15 protein-coding genes are annotated in these 20,642 nt (G+C 56.1%); 5 read left to right on the plus strand and 10 right to left on the minus strand.

The window, feature by feature from the left end; all coding sequences use genetic code 11:
- Window positions 1-9 precede the first annotated feature (9 nt).
- From ACI7MX_RS09025 to tadA, 3 genes are all read left to right on the plus strand, one after another.
- Complete coding sequence (locus tag ACI7MX_RS09025; RefSeq protein WP_003443292.1) at window positions 10-1,038, plus strand: FUSC family protein; 1,029 nt, start codon at window positions 10-12, stop codon at window positions 1,036-1,038.
- Between the two features lie 699 nt (window positions 1,039-1,737).
- Window positions 1,738-3,114, plus strand: coding sequence for a multicopper oxidase family protein (locus tag ACI7MX_RS09030; RefSeq protein ID WP_314483566.1), 1,377 nt, complete (start codon window positions 1,738-1,740; stop codon window positions 3,112-3,114).
- Entirely contained in the window at window positions 3,114-3,608 is a 495-nt protein-coding gene (tadA, locus tag ACI7MX_RS09035) for a tRNA adenosine(34) deaminase TadA (RefSeq protein WP_314483568.1), read from the plus strand. Before ACI7MX_RS09030 ends, tadA begins: the two co-directional genes overlap by 1 nt.
- A 114-nt stretch (window positions 3,609-3,722) precedes the next feature.
- Here the strand turns inward: tadA and cmoB are convergent, their stop codons facing one another.
- The 7 genes from cmoB to ACI7MX_RS09070 all read right to left on the minus strand — a co-directional run bounded on the left by cmoB (window position 3,723) and on the right by ACI7MX_RS09070 (window position 14,673).
- Complete coding sequence (gene cmoB / locus ACI7MX_RS09040; protein WP_405587417.1) at window positions 3,723-4,679, minus strand: tRNA 5-methoxyuridine(34)/uridine 5-oxyacetic acid(34) synthase CmoB; 957 nt, start codon at window positions 4,677-4,679, stop codon at window positions 3,723-3,725.
- Complete coding sequence (gene cmoA, locus ACI7MX_RS09045) at window positions 4,676-5,419, minus strand: carboxy-S-adenosyl-L-methionine synthase CmoA (protein WP_314483572.1); 744 nt, start codon at window positions 5,417-5,419, stop codon at window positions 4,676-4,678. The genes cmoB and cmoA overlap by 4 nt, the downstream gene beginning before the upstream one ends.
- A gap of 127 nt (window positions 5,420-5,546) precedes the next feature.
- Window positions 5,547-5,939, minus strand: a complete 393-nt coding sequence (locus tag ACI7MX_RS09050) for a protease inhibitor I42 family protein (RefSeq protein ID WP_405587414.1) — start codon at window positions 5,937-5,939, stop codon at window positions 5,547-5,549.
- 89 nt (window positions 5,940-6,028) lie between these two features.
- Complete coding sequence (locus tag ACI7MX_RS09055) at window positions 6,029-6,529, minus strand: hypothetical protein (RefSeq protein WP_405587411.1); 501 nt, start codon at window positions 6,527-6,529, stop codon at window positions 6,029-6,031.
- A gap of 169 nt (window positions 6,530-6,698) precedes the next feature.
- On the minus strand, window positions 6,699-9,137 hold the full coding sequence (gene lon / locus ACI7MX_RS09060) for an endopeptidase La (protein WP_314483578.1): 2,439 nt from the start codon (window positions 9,135-9,137) through the stop codon (window positions 6,699-6,701).
- Between the two features lie 401 nt (window positions 9,138-9,538).
- Window positions 9,539-11,950 carry a glucose/quinate/shikimate family membrane-bound PQQ-dependent dehydrogenase gene (locus ACI7MX_RS09065; protein WP_405587408.1) on the minus strand — a complete coding sequence of 804 codons (2,412 nt, stop codon included), beginning with the start codon at window positions 11,948-11,950 and terminating at the stop codon, window positions 9,539-9,541.
- A gap of 692 nt (window positions 11,951-12,642) precedes the next feature.
- Complete coding sequence (locus ACI7MX_RS09070; RefSeq protein WP_405587405.1) at window positions 12,643-14,673, minus strand: TonB-dependent receptor; 2,031 nt, start codon at window positions 14,671-14,673, stop codon at window positions 12,643-12,645.
- A 191-nt stretch (window positions 14,674-14,864) separates the two neighbouring features.
- Here ACI7MX_RS09070 and ACI7MX_RS09075 point away from each other — a divergent pair, with 191 nt between their 5' ends.
- Both ACI7MX_RS09075 and ACI7MX_RS09080 read left to right on the plus strand, forming a co-directional pair.
- Window positions 14,865-15,095 carry a VF530 family protein gene (locus tag ACI7MX_RS09075; protein WP_314483583.1) on the plus strand — a complete coding sequence of 77 codons (231 nt, stop codon included), beginning with the start codon at window positions 14,865-14,867 and terminating at the stop codon, window positions 15,093-15,095.
- A 7-nt stretch (window positions 15,096-15,102) separates the two neighbouring features.
- Window positions 15,103-15,759, plus strand: a complete 657-nt coding sequence (locus tag ACI7MX_RS09080; protein WP_405587456.1) for a Pr6Pr family membrane protein — start codon at window positions 15,103-15,105, stop codon at window positions 15,757-15,759.
- 32 nt (window positions 15,760-15,791) lie between these two features.
- Here ACI7MX_RS09080 and ACI7MX_RS09085 read toward each other — a convergent pair whose 3' ends face one another.
- The 3 genes from ACI7MX_RS09085 to ACI7MX_RS09095 form a co-directional block, all read right to left on the minus strand.
- The gene (locus ACI7MX_RS09085; RefSeq protein WP_405587402.1) at window positions 15,792-16,577 is read right to left on the minus strand and encodes a siderophore-interacting protein; all 786 of its coding nucleotides are present in this window, start codon (window positions 16,575-16,577) and stop codon (window positions 15,792-15,794) included.
- On the minus strand, window positions 16,574-17,206 hold the full coding sequence (locus ACI7MX_RS09090; protein WP_405587399.1) for a PadR family transcriptional regulator: 633 nt from the start codon (window positions 17,204-17,206) through the stop codon (window positions 16,574-16,576). The genes ACI7MX_RS09085 and ACI7MX_RS09090 overlap by 4 nt, the downstream gene beginning before the upstream one ends.
- Before the next feature lie 110 nt (window positions 17,207-17,316).
- Window positions 17,317-20,430, minus strand: coding sequence for a transglycosylase domain-containing protein (locus ACI7MX_RS09095; protein ID WP_405587454.1), 3,114 nt, complete (start codon window positions 20,428-20,430; stop codon window positions 17,317-17,319).
- Window positions 20,431-20,642 lie beyond the last annotated feature (212 nt).

Below are 20,642 nucleotides of genomic sequence, written 5' to 3' on the forward strand. Positions count from 1 at the left end.
GGTTCGATCATGTCGCAATCACTGACCGTTAAGATGTTGGAAGCGGTACGCAATGTACCGATTGGCTACGTAGTGTGTGGTGGTGTTGTCTGTACTGTGCCGGCGCTCCTCGCGGCTCGCTTACACAACCCCTTGTTCTGTTGGTCAGCGATTGCCGCATTCTGGAGCTATCTGTCGATTCCGAGCGATAAGTCCCCAAAGGGTTGTATCTTCGGCCTGGTTTTCGGCATCACCGGCGCCGTGGCGTCAGGGCTAGGTGCTTGGACGATGGTATGGCCGCAACTGGCTATAGCACTGTCGGCCCTCTTTGCGTTTGCTGGCGCTTACGCCCAGGTTTGCGGCGCGCGCATTAGCATTCCCGCTTTGCTGACAGCGACGGCATTTGCGGTATCCACTGCATTCCCGGCAAAGGACTTTGCCCAGGGATTTGCTTATGCACGTTACTTTCTATATGGCAGCCTATGGGCTACAGGCTCCGCATTGCTGTTCCAATGGTGTCAGTACGACCAGCCTGATGCTGCAAAGCGGCCAGTTTTATGGTCGGCACTCAGAACAAATTTCACACCGAAATCTAACTTCTTTCTGCATGGGCTTCGCGTTGCGCTGTCGGGAGCACTGTCAGTTTGGTTGGTTCAATTGTGGTCGTTGCATTACGGATACTGGATGACCCTTACGGTGTTTCTGATCATGCAGCCCTACATGCATTCAACGTTGAGGATGTCTCTGGAGCGAGTCGGCGGCACCTTCTTAGGGGGAGCCATTGCTGCCGTTCTTGGTTACGCAATCCATGATCCGTTTTTGTTGGCTGCACTGATACTGCCTGTTTCTATTGGCACCCTGGCAGGGCGCTCTGTGAGCCACATCAGCTATTTGATGTTCCTCACTCCACATTTCATACTGGTCGCGCAGGTTGGCCAGTCAGGAGGATCGGAGCTGGATTTGGTATTTCTACGAATGCTCTACAGCACCGGTGGTGCACTTTTAGCGATCATCGCTTCGCTTGTGATTTTTCCTCGCTGGCAAACGGCTGAGCCGTAGAGGACTAGGGGAGTGTTTCCTAGACCGCCGGTTTGAAAGCTCCTTCCCGTGCAGCCAACCAGTAACACCGCGCAAAAACTCAGTAATAGGCTCCGCGTGAACATGGCGTTCTTCCTCATGGTTTGACTCGGATGTTTGTAGGCCCTGATCGTGCCGTAGTCACGTGCGCCCTATCAAAGAGCGCTATACCCCCTCTACAGGTGCTTGTCATGCGATGAGAGGCGGGAGGGCTGAGCATCTAGAGCGTCGTTCGGGAATGGTTCTTTTCATGGTATGCCTTTTGTTTTGTTTGATAGTTATCTGCTTTTAAAGGTTTTATTGCGCTTGTTGATAATAGAGTGGGAATAAGTCAGACCGGCTTAACGGTTTTAACTGAAAAAGGTGGCCAACATTGAGTGTTGGCCGCCTTTTTTTATGAAGGCCAAAGCCCCTCACCCCAACCCTCTCCCAGAGGGAGAGGGGGCTTGATCTGTGTCATTACGCAAATCTGCTTTTGCTTTAAGTCCCCACTCCCAGAGGCAAAGGGGCTGTGTTGTGTCGTCTAGAAAAAAGTAGCTACGACGTAGGTCAGTCCCCTCTCCCTCCGGGAGAGGGTTAGGGTGAGGGCGCTTTGCTCTTACGATTTCTCATTTGCAGGTGTATCGTATTCGCCTTTTGCGGGCCCGGCGCCCGCGCCGGATTCGAGAGGTAGTTAAATCCATGTCCTTTACCCGTCGACAAATACTCGGTGGTTTGGCCGGCCTGGTAGTGGTGGGTGTTGGCGCAGGAGGCGCTTCGCGTTACTGGTTAGGCAAGATGGCCGATGCTGAAGCTGGCCACGATTACGAACTGATCGCCGCTCCGCTTGATGTTGAGCTGGTGCCTGGCCATCAGACCGAGGCCTGGGCCTTTGGCCCTTCGGCGCCCGGTACGGAATTACGGGTGCGTCAGGGCGAATGGCTGCGGGTGCGTTTCATCAATCATTTACCCGTGGCGACCACCATTCATTGGCATGGCATCCGCCTGCCGCTGGAAATGGACGGCGTCCCTTATGTGTCGCAATTGCCTGTTCTGCCCGGTGAGTACTTCGATTACAAATTCCGTGTACCCGATGCCGGCAGTTATTGGTATCACCCGCACGTCAACAGCAGCGAAGAGCTGGGCCGGGGTCTGGTCGGGCCACTGATTGTCGAAGAACGCGATCCCACCGGCTTCAAGCACGAGCGCACACTGAGCATCAAAAACTGGCACGTGGACGAAGCGGGCGGTTTTCTGCCGTTCAGCATTACCCGTGAAGCCGCTCGAGGTGGCACGCCAGGAAGGTTGTCGACGATTAACGGCACGCATGTACCGACTATTGATTTGCCTGCCGGGCAGATCACCCGTGTGCGGATTCTCAACCTCGACAACACGCTGACCTATCGTCTGAATATTCCCGGCGTTGAAGCCAACATTTACGCACTGGACGGTAACCCCATCGAGCCGCGCCCGCTGGGCAAGGATTACTGGCTGGGGCCGGGCATGCGCATATGCCTGGCAATCAAGGCACCACCCGCAGGTGAAGAACTGTCGCTGCGTGATGGCCCGGTGCGCTTGGGCACATTGCGCTCAGTCGCTAATAACGACGCCCCGAGCGAATGGCCGCCTGCGTTGCCGGCCAACCCGATTGCCGAGCCTGATGTGGCGAACGCCGAGAAGATCAATTTCAATTTTGAATGGGTCGGCTCGGTATCCGAGAACCAGAACGGGGATCAACCCCCCAGCCTGTGGCAAATCAACGGCATTGCCTGGGATATCAAGGACAAGACCTGTGCTGATCGCCCTATTGCCAAGCTCAAGCTGGGCCAGAGCTACATTTTTGAATTGAAGAACATGACGCAGTACCAGCACCCGATTCATTTGCACGGTATGAGTTTCAAAGTGCTGGCGTCCAATCGCAAAAAGATCACACCGTATTTCACCGATACTTACCTGTTGGGTAAAAACGAGCGTGCCCGCGTGGCGCTGGTGGCGGATAATCCCGGCGTGTGGATGTTCCACTGCCATGTGATTGACCACATGGAAACCGGCCTGATGGCCGCTATTGAGGTTTCCTGATGCGACAAGGGCGTCAACCCCGGATCATCGACCGCAGCCGCGATCAAGAATTTATGCGTGAGGCGCTGGCGTTAGCCGCTCAAGGTGCCGCGTTGGGCGAAGTGCCGGTGGGTGCGGTGCTGGTGCAAGACGGAGAGATTATCGGTCGAGGCTTTAACTGCCCGATCAGTGGCAGCGATCCCAGCGCCCATGCCGAAATGGTCGCCATTCGGGCTGCCGCTGCGGCGGCCAGTAACTACAGGTTGCCCGGCAGTACGCTGTACGTGACGCTGGAGCCGTGCAGCATGTGTGCGGGCCTGATCGTGCATTCGCGGGTGGCACGGGTGGTGTACGGCGCCATGGAGCCCAAGGCGGGAATTGTAGAAAGCCAGGGGCAGTTCTTCACTCAAGGCTTTCTTAATCACCGCGTACTCTTTGAAGGCGGGGTCTTGGCTGAAGAGTGCGGGATGGTCCTCAGCGAATTCTTCAGGGCCCGTCGGGCCAAATCGGTTTGACTGCGTAGTCGCTGACGAGGAACGAGGCTGCGATAAGGACCGCTGGACCTTCAATCACGGGCCTGCTACGCAGTCCATCGCAGCCTCGTTCCTCGACAGCGGCTACAGGTTTTTTTATTTTCTGGCGATGATCACTGCCCGCATCGGCGCCGGCAGCCCCTCGATGGTTTTGCTGTGGTCATTGGGGTCAAGGTAATCACTGAGCGACTGAAACTTCATCCATTCTGTGGCGCGTTGTTCCTCCGCCGTGGTGATGCTCACGTCCACGCAGCGCACATCAGTGAACCCTGCACGGCGTAACCAGCGTTCCAGTGCCGGGATTGACGGCAGGAACCAGACATTGCGCATCTGCGCGTAGCGGTCTTCAGGCACCAGCACCTGATTGACATCACCTTCAATCACTAGCGTTTCCAGCACCAGTTCGCCGCCTTTGACCAGGCAGTCTTTCAACGCCAACAGGTGTTCGATGGGCGAGCGGCGATGGTAGAACACGCCCATGGAAAACACGGTGTCAAAGCCTTCGAGATTTGCCGGCAGGTCTTCGAACGGGAAGGGCAGGTGCCACGCCGCCTCTTGCTGCAAGTAGCGTTGCACGGCCTGGAACTGGCAGAAGAACAGCCAGTTTGGATCGACCCCGATCACGCTGTGCGCGCCCGCGCCCAGCATGCGCCACATGTAATACCCGTTGCCGCAACCTACATCGAGGATGCGTTTACCTTGCAAATCGATGTGGGGCGCGACCCGTGACCACTTCCAGTCCGAGTGCCATTCAGTGTCGACATGAACGCCAAACAAATCGAAGGGCCCCTTGCGCCACGGTGACAAGCCCATCAGTGCTTGACGCATCTGTGCGCGGGTTTCGTCGTCGCAATCGGTGTCCAGCTTCAGGCCGTCAAGCAAGTCGATTTCGGTCGGCACCACGTCAGGCAATGCTTCCAGCGCGCCTTGCCAGCGCTCAAGGTCGCCGTGACCTTTCTCCATTTTGGCGTCGAGCCGGGCTTGCAGTGTGGTGGCCCATTCAGCCAGAGGCGTTGCGGCAAGACGTCGGACGAGGGGGGAAAGATCTATCATGGCAAGGCAATCAACGAGGCAAAATTAAGACACTGGAACCACGGCACGACTTTCGAGAACCCGGCCGCCAGCAGGCGTTCGCGGTGTTCTTCGAGGCTGTCGGGCTTCATGACGTTTTCGATGGCGCTGCGCTTTTGCGCTATTTCGAGGTCGCTGTAACCGTTGGCGCGCTTAAAGGCGATGTGCAGGTCAGTCAGCAATTCATGCTCTTGAGGGTCACTGAAACGCAGTTTCTCCGACAAGATCAGCGCACCGCCAGGCAACAACGATTGGCGAATGCGGCTGAGCAAGGTCAGCCGTTCCTGCGGGGCAATGAATTGCAGGGTGAAGTTCAATGCCACCACCGAGGCGGGCTGAAACGCCAGGGCTAGAATGTCGCCCTCTATGACCTCAACCGGCAGTAGCTCCTGAAACATCGAGTTTTGTCCGTTAAGGTATTCGCGGCAGCGTTCAACCATCGCTGCCGAATTGTCCACGGCAATCACGGAGCAGCCTTCTGTGCGCACATGACGACGCAATGCCTGAGTGACCGCGCCCAGTGAACTGCCCAAGTCGTACAGTACGCTGTTGGGCTGAGCGAATTGGGCGGCAAGTACGCCGAGGTTTTCGACAATGGTCGGGTAGCCGGGTACTGAGCGTTTGATCATGTCCGGGAATACCCGCACCACGTCCTCGTTAAAGGCGAAGTCCGGCACCTGGGCCAGGGGCTGGGCGAATATACGGTCGGGGTCTTGGCTCACGGCGGTTCCAGCGGTGGATTTCAAAAGAGGCGCGCATTTTAGCCAAGTTGACGCCTTGATGCGCGGTCTGTCTGATAAACCGCTTTTGTCTGCCGGGTTAAACGCCAGCGTCTGACTTTGATGAAGCTCAGTTCACCGTGATCGCACAGTCAAAGGTGTGCGCCGGTTCGGCTTCGGGGTCCCACGGTTGTTGATAGGTCAGTCGCAAGCGTCCGTTACCCGCAGCAACGGCCTGAAAACGCCAGGTAGATTGCCCACCGCTGCCCAGCACTTGTCCATTTTCGGCGCTGGTGTAGACCTCGGGGCTCAGGCTGCGTAATACGCCCCCGGCTGAGTCCTGAATGGCCCAGCGATAACCTGTTGTAGGGTTGCTTGGCAATGACACCGTGACGGGTTGCCCAACGTGGAGTTGCAACGGACAGTCGCTTTGTTTTTCAACATTAATGTTGTCGGCAGGTGAGTGTGCACAGGCTGTCAGCAGGCTGAGGCTGAAGACAGTGATAACGCGAGAGAGGGGCATTGATGGCTCCGGTCAGACAAACACAATGGCGCAGCATACTCCATCAAGCGTGCTGCGCCATTTTCGTCGATCCGTGCTGGAGTTCAGTATCAATACTTGAAGGATGCATGGGGCGGGCTGACTTTAAAATCGCCGCACATTTCTAATGTCTCACCCTTATGGTCAAGGCATTCAAGGGTAAAGAGACGAGCGCTGTAACAACTCTCGATAACACTGAGGTGCAATGTACCGATGACCGCCTCGTTCAAGTGATACACCTCTTTGCCATTCATCTCAACGCACTCTAAATACGTCATCCCCCACACCGGGCCGACTTCACCTTTTTTGAAAAGGTAGATGTCGGACTGGATATTGACGTCCAGCGTGAGGCTGATGGCTCGATAGCATTTAGAGCCGAAGTCATCGAATTCAGCCGTAATCACGATTTTCTTGTGGCTACTGGCAAAGGTCACTTCCTGGGCCGTGAACGGTCGTCGTTCCAGCATTTCAGCCTTGAATTCTCCTCGAGTTTTGGGATTAAACACTGCCTGGTCGAATAGCGCCGGCCAAAAAACATCTGGATTTTGATGTGCAGGATGATGAAGAGGCATTTTAGATTCCCGACGTAATACATGTGGGCTATGGGCCGCATTTTTACGTCGAGACCTGAATGGCGTCTACTGTCAGAAATAACAGTGAGTGCGCCACGCCCTGCCATGATGTTCAGGAATGAGACTAAGGGGCCAGCGCGCCATCGCCTGGCCCTGGTTCAGGATCAATTCACTGGCGTTGAAACAATACTTTGGCCACGTCGCTGAAGTGCTTGGCAAAGTGCACGGTGATCCCCTCTTTCAAATAGTCAGGCAGCTCTTCAAAGTGCCCTTTATTGGGTTCAGGAAGAATCAGTTCGTGGATCTTTTGCCGGCGTGCAGCAATCACTTTTTCTCGCACGCCGCCAATGGGCAGTACATGCCCGGTGAGCGTCAGTTCACCGGTCATGGCGATGCCTTTTTTCGGCGGCTGATTACGCGCCAAAGACAACAGTGCGCTGGCCATGGTCACACCCGCACTCGGGCCGTCTTTGGGCGTCGCCCCTTCTGGCACGTGCAGATGCACAAAGGCCTCGTCGAAGAACCGAGGGTCGCCGCCAAACTGCTGAAGGTTGGCACTGACGTAGCTGTAGGCGATTTCAGCAGACTCTTTCATTACATCGCCCAATTGGCCGGTCAGTTTGAAACCGCGATTAAGGGTATGAATACGTGTCGCTTCAATCGGCAGGGTCGCACCTCCCATGCTGGTCCAGGCCAGGCCGGTAATCACACCGATGCCGCTGATCACTTGCTCGTTTCGGAATATCGGTGTTCCCAGAGAAGCTTCGAGGTCTTTGGGGCCAATCTTGATCACCGCCTTCGGGTCCTCGAGTAATTCGATGACCGCTTTGCGCACCAGTTTGCCCAGTTGTTTTTCCAGCTGGCGTACCCCGGCTTCACGGGCATACCCGTCGATGACATGACGCAATGCGTTGTCGCTGATACTCAGGCTGTTTTTTGAGACACCTGCTTTTTCCAGCTGCTTTGGCCACAGATGGCGCTTGGCAATCGCGATTTTCTCTTCGGTGATGTAACCGGAGAGACGAATAACTTCCATACGGTCCAGCAGAGGGCCGGGGATAGAGTCCAGCGTGTTGGCGGTGCACACGAACAACACTTTTGACAGGTCTAGACGTAAATCGAGGTAGTGGTCGAGAAACTCAACGTTTTGTTCAGGGTCAAGGGTTTCCAGCAATGCCGAAGCCGGGTCGCCCTGGAAGCTTTGGCCCATTTTGTCGATTTCATCGAGCATGATCACCGGGTTCATCACTTCGACATCTTTGAGCGCCTGCACCAGTTTGCCGGGCTGGGCGCCAATGTAAGTACGACGATGGCCCTTGATCTCGGCTTCATCCCGCATGCCGCCCAGGCTGAAGCGGTAGAACGGACGGCCCAGAGATTCTGCAATCGACTTGCCGACGCTGGTTTTGCCAACGCCCGGCGGGCCTACCAGCAAGACAATAGAGCCACTGATCGAGCCTTTGTAAGCGCCCACAGCGAGAAATTCGATAATGCGGTTTTTAATATCATCAAGCCCTGCATGGTGGGCATCGAGTACTTTGCGGGCGTGTTTCAGGTCGAGTTTGTCTTGACCATAGACGCCCCACGGCAGCGCAGTGGCCCAGTCCAGATAGTTGCGGGTCACAGCGTATTCGGGTGAGCCGGTCTCCAGAATCGACAGTTTGTTGAGTTCTTCATCAATGCGTTTTTGCGCCTGCGCAGTCAGGGTTTTCCCTTCGAGGCGTTGCTTGAATTGTTCGATATCCGCGCTGCGATCATCTTTAGTCAGGCCCAGCTCTTGCTGGATCACCTTGAGCTGTTCCTTAAGGAAAAACTCGCGCTGATGCTCGCCGATCTTCAGGTTGACCTCTGCTGAAATCTCTTTTTGCAGGCGTACGACTTCAACTTCTTTGCGCAGCATGGGCAGCACTTTTTCCATGCGCTTGAGGATCGGCACGCAGTCGAGCACTTCTTGCAGCTCGTTGCCGGTGGCCGAGGTCAGGGCTGCGGCAAAGTCAGTGAGGGGTGAAGGGTCGTTGGGACTGAACCGGTTGAGGTAGTTTTTCAGCTCTTCGCTGTACAGCGGATTAAGTGGAAGCAGCTCTTTGATCGCGTTGATCAAGGCCATGCCGTAAGCCTTCACCTCATCGGTCGGCGCTTTGTTTTCTTGCGGGTATTCGACCTCCACCAGATACGGCGGGCGGTGATGTTTGAGCCACATGCTGATGCGCACGCGCGTCAGGCCTTGCGCGACGAACTGTAACTTGCCGTTTTCGCGGCTGGCGTGATGCACCTTCACCAGCGTGCCGTATTCCGGAAGACTGTCGGTGTCGAAATGACGAGTGTCATCGGGGGGCGTGTCGACAAAAAACAGTGCCAAAGAGTGATGCGGTGACTTGCTGACCAATTCGAGGGTTTCGGCCCACGGCTCTTCATTGACAATGACCGGCAACACTTGGGCCGGGAAGAATGGGCGGTTGTGAATCGGGATGATGTAAACCTTGTCTGGCAGATTTTGGCCTGGCAACGCCAATCCAGTGCCTCCCGTGTGGACGGAATGTTCGGGTTCGTTGTGTTCTACATCCGTGGCTTCAACCGTGTCTTCTGTAAATGTTTGCTGGTCGCTCATGGGGCACCTGCGCAATTGAGTATGGGTCTTAGATGGGGCGCAGTGGCAGTCGTTTCAATGGTGAAGCGATTTTCATCTCGCATCACGTGCAAAGTCCTCAGCGCGGGGTTGAGTGGAACCTAAGGACTGTAGACGCTCAGACCACCTTGAGGGTCGTTCTGGCCTTGGAATGCTTCTGGAAAGGGCGTGATCGTCAACATATTGACTGGAGGAGGGCGTTTCTATTGGGTGATCTTTTGTTTGGGGTGTGGCTCATTGTGAAAATAATTAATACAGATTTGAGAGTCAGTTAATTGACTTTTTGCCTAGTGCAAATTTAGACCGGTCAGCGTCTAAACCCGCGTCCATAAAAAAGGCGGCTATCTCTCGATAGCCGCCTTTTCAACAACCAGCTGTCTTATTTACTCAGCCAGTTTAAACGCCACCAAGTAGTCACCGGCTTTAGTGCCCAGACCGCCGTGACCACCCGCCATGACAACCACATATTGTGTGCCGTCTTTGCCGGAGTAAGTCATCGGAGTGGTCTGGCCGCCAGCAGGCAGACGACCTTCCCACAACAGCTTACCGTTGCTTACATCGTAAGCACGCAGGTATTGGTCGAGTGTACCGCTCAGGAAGGCTACACCACCTGCAGTGGTCACAGTACCGCCCAAGCTTGGAACACCCATTGCCAGTGGGATTGGAACCGGCGAGCTATCACGCACGGTGCCGTTTTTGTGTTTCCAGATCACTTCGTTGTTGGTCAGGTCGACCGCAGCAACGTAGCCCCACGCCGGTGCCTGGCAAGGCAGACCGAGTGGCGACAACAGAGGCTCCAGAATCACGCCGTATGGAGCGCCTTTGTTCGGTTGAACGCCCGAGGTTTCGCCTTTACGTGGGCCCATTGCTGCCACATCCGCCTGAGGAACCAGTTTGGAGGTGAACGCCATGTAGCTTGGGTTCAGGAAAGCAATCTGACGTACCGGGTCAACCGAGATACCACCCCAGTCAAACACACCGAAGTTGCCTGGATACACAATCGAACCTTGCAACGAAGGCGGGGTGTACATGCCGTCGTAACGCAGGGATTTGAAGTTGATCCGGCACAGCATTTGGTCAAATGGCGTCACGCCCCACATGTCACGCTCGGTCAGAACCGGCGGAATCATGTTCAGCTCTGAACGAGGCTGAGTAGGAGCCGTGTGGTCGCCTTCTACAGCACCGCCTGGCGCTGGCACTTCGTGGATTGGAACAATGTCCTCACCCGTGCGACGGTCCAGCACGTAGATGCTGCCTTGTTTGGTGGACGCCAGCAGAGCCGGTTTCTCACCTTCAGCCGTTTTCAAGTTCATCAGCGTTGGTTGGCCACCTACGTCCATGTCCCAGAGGTCATGGTGAGTAAGCGGACGGTACCAGCGGACTTTACCGGTGTTGATATCCAGAGCAGTGATGCCTGCGGCATAACGCTCGGAGTCTTCGGTACGGTCGCCGCCGTATTGGTCAGGGGTCTGGTTGCCCATTGGCAAGTACAGCATGCCAAGGTCTTCGTCGACCGCGAACATCGACCACATGTTAGGCGAGTTACGGGTGTAGGTTTCGCCTTCAGCAATCGGTGCGGTGGCTTCAGGGTTACCGCTGTCCCAGTTCCAGACCAGTTTACCGGTACGTACGTCGTACGCACGGATCACGCCGGATGGCTCGTCAGTGGAGATGTTATCGGTCACGTGACCGCCAACCACAACCAGGTCTTTGGTCACGGCAGGTGGCGAAGTGGAATAGTAGCCACCCGGTGCAAAGCCACCGACGTTATGACGCAAGTCAACCGAACCGTTGTCACCGAAGTCTTCACACACTTTACCGGTGTCGGCGTTCAGTGCGATCAGGCGGGTGTCAGCCGTTGGCAAGAACAGGCGACGTGGGCACGAGTTGCTCGAAGCAGCAGGCTCGGCAGCGTTTTCGTCAGTGCTTGTTTTTGCGTATGCGTTTTCGTCGTGATAGCTCACGCCGCGGCAGGTCATGTGTGCCCAACCTTTGAAGTTTTCAGCATTTTGTGTGCTGATCTTCGGGTCGTAGCGCCAGATTTCTTTGCCGGTATCCGGGTCCAGAGCCAGTACTTGGCTGTGTGGCGTACACACATAAAGCATGCCGTTCACTTTCAGCGGAGTGTTCTCGGCGGTTGTTTCGCCTGGATCACCTGCGTTTGGCATGTCACCGGTACGGATTGTCCAGGCTGGAACCAGCTTGTGGGCATTTTGCGGCGTGATTTGTTTCAGAGGCGAGTAACGATCACCGAAGGCTGTGCGACCGTAAGACTGCCAGTCGCCTTCAGGCATTTCTGGCGCAGCATTCGTCACACCCGGTACCGCATCACGGTCCAGTTGACCTTTGATTTCGCCTGGGCTGGTGAACTGGCTAGCCAGTGCAGCTGCGCCTGCCAATACAACGGCAATGCTCAGTGCGCCAGTCGCCATTGGGGCCGATTGGCCACGCAGCACGGGGCGACGAAACCAAGGCAGCAGCAGGACGATACCGATGGCGAACCACAGTGCCAGACGCGGCACCAGTTGCCACCAGTCCAGACCCACTTCCATCAAGGCCCAAACAGTGCTGGCGAACAGCACCAGAGCATACAGGCCCAGCGTCGCACGGCGCCCGGCAATCAGCAATGCGCCTGACAAGCCAAAACCGATGCCGGCCAGCAAGTAGTACCAAGACCCGCCGAGTGTTACCAGTTTGATACCCCCGACCAACATGGCCAGGCCCATTAGCAGCAGCAAGATACCGAGCAGGCTCGGTAGCAGGCGGCTTCGACCGAAAGCACTATCAGTGCTCATAGTGTGGTTCTCCGTTACGTTATAGATACCCTGCCGTTACAGGTCTTGAGGACGCGTACCGATGAGGGAATGAATCAACTAAATAGGTTCTTGGTGACAACCTTCAAGGTTGCCGTTGTAGTCCGTTGATCAGGCGACCATTCGGCGCGTGACCCTTTGGGCAGCAAGGACACGGCAGCGATCTCCCGGTACAGCAATGCGCTGTACTCCAAGCGCTGAGGTGGGCATGCAGATTGACGTGTTGAATGGGTTGGAGCCGCAGGCCACACGTCTTGCAGCAATGTTTAAGGCTATTAAGTGACTGTAGTTGCTACCCGGATGATATTCGCGCGGCAGACACTTATTTTTTGCCGGCCGCATACCTTCAAGCTGCTTCGCTGCGGCATAGGCGCGGCTTGCGTTGAATGGGTGCGAAATCAAGAAAGTGGGCATGTCAAAAATTGAGTCTTTAAAAGTTTTTTGCCTGAGTCGGGCTGCCTTACGGGGTAGCGCTAACTCAGTGATTATCGGGACAAGTTGAATCGTTTCAGCCCTTTATGTGGAAATGATAAAGCCAAGAAACGTTTAGAAACAGCACTTTAAATGACATGGATCATTTCTGAATCGGTAACAGTGTGCTGCGGCGGTTCGTCTCAGGGCTTTTTTGTCGCACCCTCTGCGTGTTGGAGGCCACGATTTTCAAGGCGTGCAGCTTAGAAAGTAGTGCGCAGTCCGACCTCAATACCGCGGCCGGGGGCGGGTGCAATATTTTTCAGAATTGAACTCGCATAACGCACGGTCTGATTGGTCAAATTGTCTCCTTTGACGAAAGCCAGCCATTGACTACTGCCGACATCGAAGTGGTACCCCGCGCTGGCCCCCAAGGTGGTGTAGCCGCGGGTGCCCGATTCATTGTCTGGAACGCGGCCTTGATTGCTGGCGTGCTCCACGTCGACTCGCGCTTGCCAGCGATCAAGCTCCCACAGCAGGCCACTGTTCAATCGCAGGGGAGCGATTCGCGGCAAGGGCTCGCCCGTGTCGAGGTTGGTGGCGTGTGTGTAATCACCGGACAGTTCCAGTGCAAATTTGCCGTAGGCACTTTCACCCAGTGTCCAGTGGTCTTTGGCTTCGAAGCCGGTGAAGCGTGCCCGAACCCCGGAATAGGTGTATTCAGGAATGCCGTCTGCGTCAGGCTCGCCTTCATCATTGAGCGTACGGCCCGTGCTTAGAAGGCCGATGTAATTGGAGAAATGGCTGTAAAACACACCCACGCTGCCCTTGTGTATACCGTTATCGAAGCGCAGGGCCAGGTCGTTGGAGACGGCTTTTTCTTTGGTCAGGCTGGCGTTACCCACCTCGTAGGTGCCGGTGGCAACGTGAGCGCCATTGGCGTAAAGCTCGTAGAAGGTCGGCGCCCGTTCGGTATAGCCCAGCGTTGCGGCCAGCGACCAGATCGGCGTAAGGGTGAGCACGGCGCCCGATGACAGGCTGCCGGCGGTGAAACTGTTGGCGCGGTCGGCAGCGGCAAAACGCTCATTGCCCTTGGCATGCGGGTCGACCACGGTGTGCTCAAGTCGCCCGCCAAGGCTGAGCTTGAGCCCCTCGGTGGCTTGCAACTCTTCAAGAATAAACACAGCGCCGCTATTGGTATTGGTCTGCGGCACGAAGGCTTCCTCGCCCAAGGCTGAGAACTCATGGCGGTTGACCTGCGCCCCAATGACCCCATTGAGTGGGCCAAGGGGTAGATGACGGGCTACGACACGGGCTTCATAGCCCTTGTTTTTGAAGGTGGTGCCCACTTCGCCACCTTCAATTTCACGGTGTTCGTATTCGGTGTAGCCAGCATCCAGTTTCACTGAGCTAAAGGGGCCTTGCAGATTGCGAATTTCGGACGCGAAAGCGTAGTGATCCTGCTTCATGCGGATGCGTACATCCTGCTCCGCTGGCGAGCCGTAGTTAGCGTCGTAATTGCTGTAGGACAGGCCCGCATAACCGTCGTCCCATGTGTAGGAGCCGCCGACTGAGCCGCCGTCCTGGCGACCATTGCTGTTGCCTAACCGGCCTTTCTTTTCGTCCCCGTCTTCGCTTTGCGGTGCATGTCGGTCGCGGGCGTAACCGGGGATTTGGAGGTCGTTGAATGCTCGGGCGTTGGCATCCAGATGCAAGGCAAAAGTCCCATTGCCGGCTTCCAGTTTGCCGGCGCTGCTGCGTGTGGTATCCGCACCGCCGTAACGCAGTTCGCCCGCGCCATGAATACCTTCGATCGCTTGCGTAGGGATGCGGTTGTCGAAGGTATTGACCACTCCCCCAATGGCATTGCCGCCATACAGCAGCGCCGCTGGCCCGCGCACGATTTCGATGCGCTCAACATTGACCGGGTCGAGTGGAACCGCGTGGTCGTAAGACAGTGACGACGCATCCAGCGCGCCAACACCGTTGCGCAGAATACGAATACGGTCGCCATCGAGTCCGCGAATGATGGGTCTGCTGGCGCCGGGGCCGAAGTAAGACGACGACACGCCGGGCTGGTTTTTCAGCGTTTCACCCAAACTGCCTTGTTGTTGCAGGGTCAGGTCGTCGCCTTCCAGAACCGTGGTTGGCGAGGCCAGCTGGCTGCTGCCCAAAGGATTGCCGGTGATGACTTGGGGTTGCAGTTCGAGGGCGAAGGCTGGGGAGGCGAACAGTAAAACCGTGGCGACGGGGGTCAAGCGCAGGTGGCGCCGAGAGAGAGCGGGGGATGGCATTACAGGTTCCTTGGCAAGGAGATGAGGTTGTTAGTTATAGTTACAATATAACATTGCCTGTAGTGTCTCCAAGCGTAACTTTCACCGGATCGGTGGTGGCGTCTAAACTCTGGGTGTGCGAATGCGCTTCCCCCTGAGCAGGTGCTCGGCTAAGGTGCGCGGCTTTCCTTCACTTGCTTAAAAGGCTCGGCATGACTGAACCCAACCACAATCCTTTGCACGGCGTGACGCTGGAACAGATCCTTACGGCGCTGGTGGCGCACTACGAGTGGGAAGGGCTGGCCGAGCGCATTGATATTCGTTGCTTCAAAAGCGATCCGAGTATCAAGTCGAGTTTGACGTTCTTGCGCAAAACCCCATGGGCGCGAGAAAAGGTTGAGCGGTTGTACGTGAAATATGCCCGTACCAAGCGCGAACACTGAGCCGCCGATGATGGTCGCGCTCAAGCACAGACTGTGTACGGTAATGGCATTACTGGGCTGGGGCGGGCTGGCGATTCAGCTTTATGTGATCCTGCTGATGCGTTGGTCATCGGGAGCCAGTGTGATCGGTGGGCTGTTGAGTTATTTCAGCTTTTTCACCGTAATCACCAACACGATGGTTGCAACGGTGTTGACCTATGCAGCGATCTCCCGACCTTCGAAAGGCAGGACGTTTTTCCTGCAATCGTGGGTCAGCAGCGGCATTGCGGTGAGCATTATCGTGGTGGGCGTCGCCTACAGTCTGTTGCTGCGCCAGCTCTGGCAACCTCACGGTCTGGCATGGTTGGCCAACGAATTGCTGCATGACGTGATGCCGGTGCTATTTACGTTGTACTGGTGGTTTTGCGTGCCCAAAGGCTCGCTGCGAGTGAGTCATATCGGTGTATGGGCGCTATACCCGGCCTTGTATTTCGCCTACATCTTGTTGCGAGGGCACTTGCTGGGTGTTTACCCGTATCCATTTATCGATGTGAACAAGTTGGGGTACGCGCAGGTGTTTCTCAATGCGGGTGAAATTTTGGCGGGATTTGTCGGGGTGGCGCTGATGCTGGTGGCGCTTGATCGCTGGGCGGGAAGCAAGCGCATGGTTGGCGACGCTCTCTAACCCTCTGTAGAGGGTTAGAGCAAAGCAGCAATTTAGGCTTCGTCGCTGCCTTCCTGCCGCCAGTAACCGGCGGCTTTAACGAATTCGTCGTTTAAACCATGGGTGTCCAGCAGCACTCTGCGTACTTTGCGTGACAGCGAGCTTTCGGTAGCGACCCACGCGTACAGCTGGCCCTGCGGTATCGTCAGCCCTTCAACGGTTTTGAGCAGATCGTGCTCAGGATTGTCTCGGTGTACCCAAATCACTTCCACGGCTGCCGCACTTTTGAGGGGTTGCTCTTCAAGCGCGTTTTCGACCTCCACAACCACCAGAGCACGGCGGTTGCCGGGAAGTTCTTCCAAGCGGCGGGCAATGGCAGGCAAAGCGGTCTCATCGCCAATCAGCAGGTAGCTGTCGAAAATGTCGGGTACCACCATCGAGCCGCGCGGACCGCCGATGTGCAGGAACTGTCCAGGTTTGGCTTGTGCCGCCCATGTGGCAGCAGGGCCATCACCGTGCAGCACAAAGTCGATATCCAGCTCCAAGGCGTCTAAGTCATAACGCCGTGGGGTGTAGTCGCGCATTGGGGGCATGGCACCGGTTTTTTTCCCAACGCCCAACTCCAACGATTCCAGTGCCGTCAGTTCCTGCTCGTTCTGCGGGAAAAACAGTTTTACATGGTCATCACTGCCCACGCTGATGAACCCGGCCAATTCGGGCCCGCCGACGGTAATACGGCGCATGCGCGGGGTCAGGTCGACCACGCGCAGTACCTGAAGTTTGCGACGTTTGATTTCATGCGTGACCCGGTGAATGGTCAGAGCCTTGGTGTCGTTCATTGATCATTCTCCTGCGCAGGCTGAGCAGTAGCAGGGCCATCAACGATGGCTTTAGCGGTGTTGTTGAGCAACTCACGAACCCGCAGGATTTCTTCCGGGTTCCAGCGACCATGATGCATTTGCAAGGCGTGGCGCAGGTTGTGTATCGCTTCGTGTATTTCTTCGGGACGATCATGGCCACGCAGTGAGCGCTTGCTCACATCGATACGCATGCGTACTCCATCCAGCGCCACGGCTTGGTCACTCAGGGACTGACGACCAAGGTCGGTGATGCTGTAGCGTTTTTTTCCGCCTTGGGCATCGCCCTGAATCATTTCGCTTTCTTCCAGAAAGGTCAGTGTCGGATAGATGACACCGGGGCTTGGGCTATATGCACCATCAAACAGCCCTTCAATCTGGCGGATAAGGTCGTAACCGTGGCACGGTTGCTCAGCAATCAGTGCCAGCAGCAGTAATTTCAAATCGCCTGGGGCAAATACACGTGGCCCACGTCCGCCGCGCTCGCGGCCCGTGCGTTTTTCAAAGCCGTCTTGGCCAGGGCCGCGTTCGCGACCGTTGCGTTTCTCTGAACCTTCTTGTCCCGCGGCCTGGTCATGGTGATGGGGATGATGGGGATGATGCTCTCTCATTTCTCTTCGCTCTCTCATTAAGTTAGACATAACTTAAGATATATCTTAGAAAGCGTAAAGCTGAGGCGACAAACGGTAATTATTCGTAATAACTCCGGTGTGACGGGTTTTTACAACGTGCTCACATTTTGCGGGGCTGTACATCGTGTATGGGAGCCGGGTTGCAGGTAGGGGGTGAGGATCGGTGCCATGCCTTTTAGCACTTGCACCGGTAAGGCAGAGGTGAACGTAAAGGCTTCTGCTGAGCGGCCGGGTACGAAAGCCGTCAAGGTGCCAAAGTGATGTTCGCCGATATAGAACACAAAGGTCGCCGTGCGATTGATGGACTTGGAGCTGATAATTCGGCCCCCTGCGCCCATGCTTTCAATGCGGTTATCGCCGGTGCCCGTTTTACCGCCCATGGCCAGCGGGGTGCCGTTGTCGAGCGTGAAGCTGCCCGAGACTCGCCGTGCGGTACCCGCGTCAACGACTTGCGACAATGCTTCACGCAGAGCGGTGGCGACTTCGCTGGGCATTACTCTCACGCCTTTGTCGGGATCGTTTGTCAGCCGTGTCTCATACGGCGTGTTGGCCGCGAAATGCAGCGTATCGATGCGTAAGACCGGCAAGCGCACACCATCGTTAAGGATGATGCCCATCAGTTCGGACAGCGCCGCGGGGCGATCCCCCGAGCTGCCCAGCGCTGTGGCAAGGGAGGGCACCAAGTGGTCAAACGGGTAGCCCACTTGTTGCCAGCGCTGGTGAATATCGAGGAAGGCTTCGATCTCAAGCATGGTGCGAATCCGGCTGTCACGGGCACTCTTGTGCCGGCTTTTAAACAGCCAGCTGTACACTTCCTGACGCTCGAACACGCTGGCGGCGACCGCTTGCTTGAAGGTGGCCTCAGGGTTTTTCAGCAGATACCCCGCCATCCATAAATCCAGTGGATGAACCTTGGCGATATAACCTTGATCGGGCAGGTCGTAAGCACCGGGGCCGTAACTTTGATAAAGCTTGGCTAAACGCTCATCGGTGATCTTGTCGCTTTTAAGATGAGCGCGCACAAAGTTGTCAAAGGTGTCCTGGCTGGCGTTCGGAAACAGGTAACGGTGCACCGCCGCCATGCGGATGGGCGTCGGGCGCATGCTGTCGAGAAAGGTTTCCAGGCGCTCCTTGGAGTCTTTGCCTCTGTATTTCTTCCAGAACTTGAGCATGTAGGTGGTGCCTTCGCGGTCGGCGAAGCGGCTCAGGTATTCCTGACGGCGCGGGTTCAAGTCATCCTTGAGCAGTTCAGCGTTATTGCTGGGAGCTTGATACGTGGTGTATCGCACCACGTCACGCATCAGGCGCACAAAGGGCAAGTTGATCGACTCACGTATCGCGTCGCGCAGTGTGGGGTTGCGGTTGTTGTCCTGATTGCGGAAATTGTGGAAGTAATGCATGCCGCCGCCTGTGAAGAAACCCTCTCCAGGACTGGCCGAATACGTACGGTTAAGCGCCGCGTCGAGCATCTTGGCGAGGCTCGATCCCGGGTTTTGAATCATGTAAGTCAGGGCCCAGCGGGTCAGCGGATCTTGGTCAGTCTGCTGTATTTGCTTAAGTTGGCTGCCCGATTGGTTGGCATAGCGATCATGCAGCTCACTGATGATCTGCAAGTAAGTGGTCAGCACCCGAATCTTGGCCGTTGACCCCAACTCCAGCTTGCTGCCTTCGTTGATATCAAAGGGTTGGTCGGTGCTGTCAGTCTGCACCCGCGCCCGTGCGCCGTCGGGTGTCAGTTCAAACAGCGTAAAGCTGTAGCGCACTTGCGCGGTGCTGGCAGGGGTCAGCAAACTTTTCCCCAGCAGGCCCATCTTGCCGGCAAATACAGGGTCTGCCAGGTGCCGGAGGTAGTCGCTGGCTTGCAGCTGCAAATCGCTCTGCAAGGTACTGGTAGCCGACAGATCGAGGCGGTCGAGGTCATACAGAGGGCGCTTGAGCATGACCGACAGACGCGTGCGGGCCAGGCTGATGCCCTTATTGGTTTCAATCGCCTGCAGGGTGGGCGAGACCTGCCAGTCGCGGTAGGTCACGTGACTGGCCAAGGCGGCTTGTGTCAATGCAGGATCAATTACATTGTTTTGCGCCAGTAGCCGGATATGGCTGTCAGTCAGTTGCGCCAGCTCCTCGCGGCCCTTGGTCAAATAATACGAGGGGCGACGCTGGGCAATCATCAAGGACAGCACTTCGCGCAAAGCCAGCCCTTTATTTGCCAGGCTTTGCGGGTCGGTGGCCGTGCTGGCGAGGTGCTGATTGACTTGATTGAAATCGGTGCCGTACCAGACGCGCATGCCTTCAGCCATACCGTGTACCTCGCCATGACCGGGGACGGCCGATAGCGGTACGCTGTTGAGATAGTCGCGCACTATTTTTTTACGGGCTACCAAGGTTTGCGGACCATCCTGATAGGCCCTCACGCTGGCTGAAATCATCTGGCGCAGCTTTTCGGCACCCGACACGGTCAAACCATCCGGTGAGTGCCGATATTTCTCAAGTTGAGTCGCCAAAGTGCTCCCCCCTGCTGATTGCCCCGGCAGGTGAAACAGTTTGGCGACTTGTGAGTAAGCGGCCATGGCAAATCGAGGCCAGTCGACAGCAGGGTTGTTCATAGGTTGTGCAGGGTCGAGCAGCTCGCGGTTTTCAATGAACAACAGGCTGTGGACCACAACGGGCGGAATACTGGCAAACGTCGAATAGAGCTGCTGTGGGTAGTTGTACTGGTACAGCGAGCCGCCCGAACAATCGGTAATCGAAAGCCCTGCCTGAATCTTTTCGGCGTAGGGGACGAAAAAGCCTTTTTGGCTGTAACTCAACAGGGCGGGGGAAAACCGGACTTGTTCGGCGATCACGTAGTCACGTTTCAACAAACGTGGCAGAAAATCCCCAAGCCCGCTGTAACCCAAGCGTTTGTCGAACGGGCCATCCCCCGGGTAGAGCATTGAGTCGGTGGGGCCTGCATGCATCGAATAACTTAAGTCTGCAGCAAAGCGGCTGAACTCGCGTGACTGGATGTTTGAGGTGCGCACTTCTTTGGCAACCGCCAAGCCCAGTACGATCAGGCCAACGACCCCAATAAACAGCAAGATCCAGAAGACTCGCCAGCCATAGCGCTTTCGTGGGGGCTTTTGCGCAGGCGGGGTAGGGTCAGCCATAGTCGGTGATGGTAGTGAGGTGTTGTTGGAGTTGGAGTTCCACAGTGCGCCCATAGTTAACAGATCCACGTACGCATCTTGATTGCGATTAAGTGAAGCGTAGACGCTGCTGTCGGCGTTGAGGAATAAATGCTGCAACCGTATGCAGTTGACGTTAATGGCGCTGTAAAGGGCTTGAAAATATCGAGGTAGAGCATCTGCAAGGCTAGATGACCTTGCACCAACCCTGTGCAATACTCGGCGCCGATCTCTGTAGGACATTTCCC

Source organism: Pseudomonas sp. 2024-210 (assembly GCF_045062345.1).
Lineage (GTDB): Bacteria > Pseudomonadota > Gammaproteobacteria > Pseudomonadales > Pseudomonadaceae > Aquipseudomonas.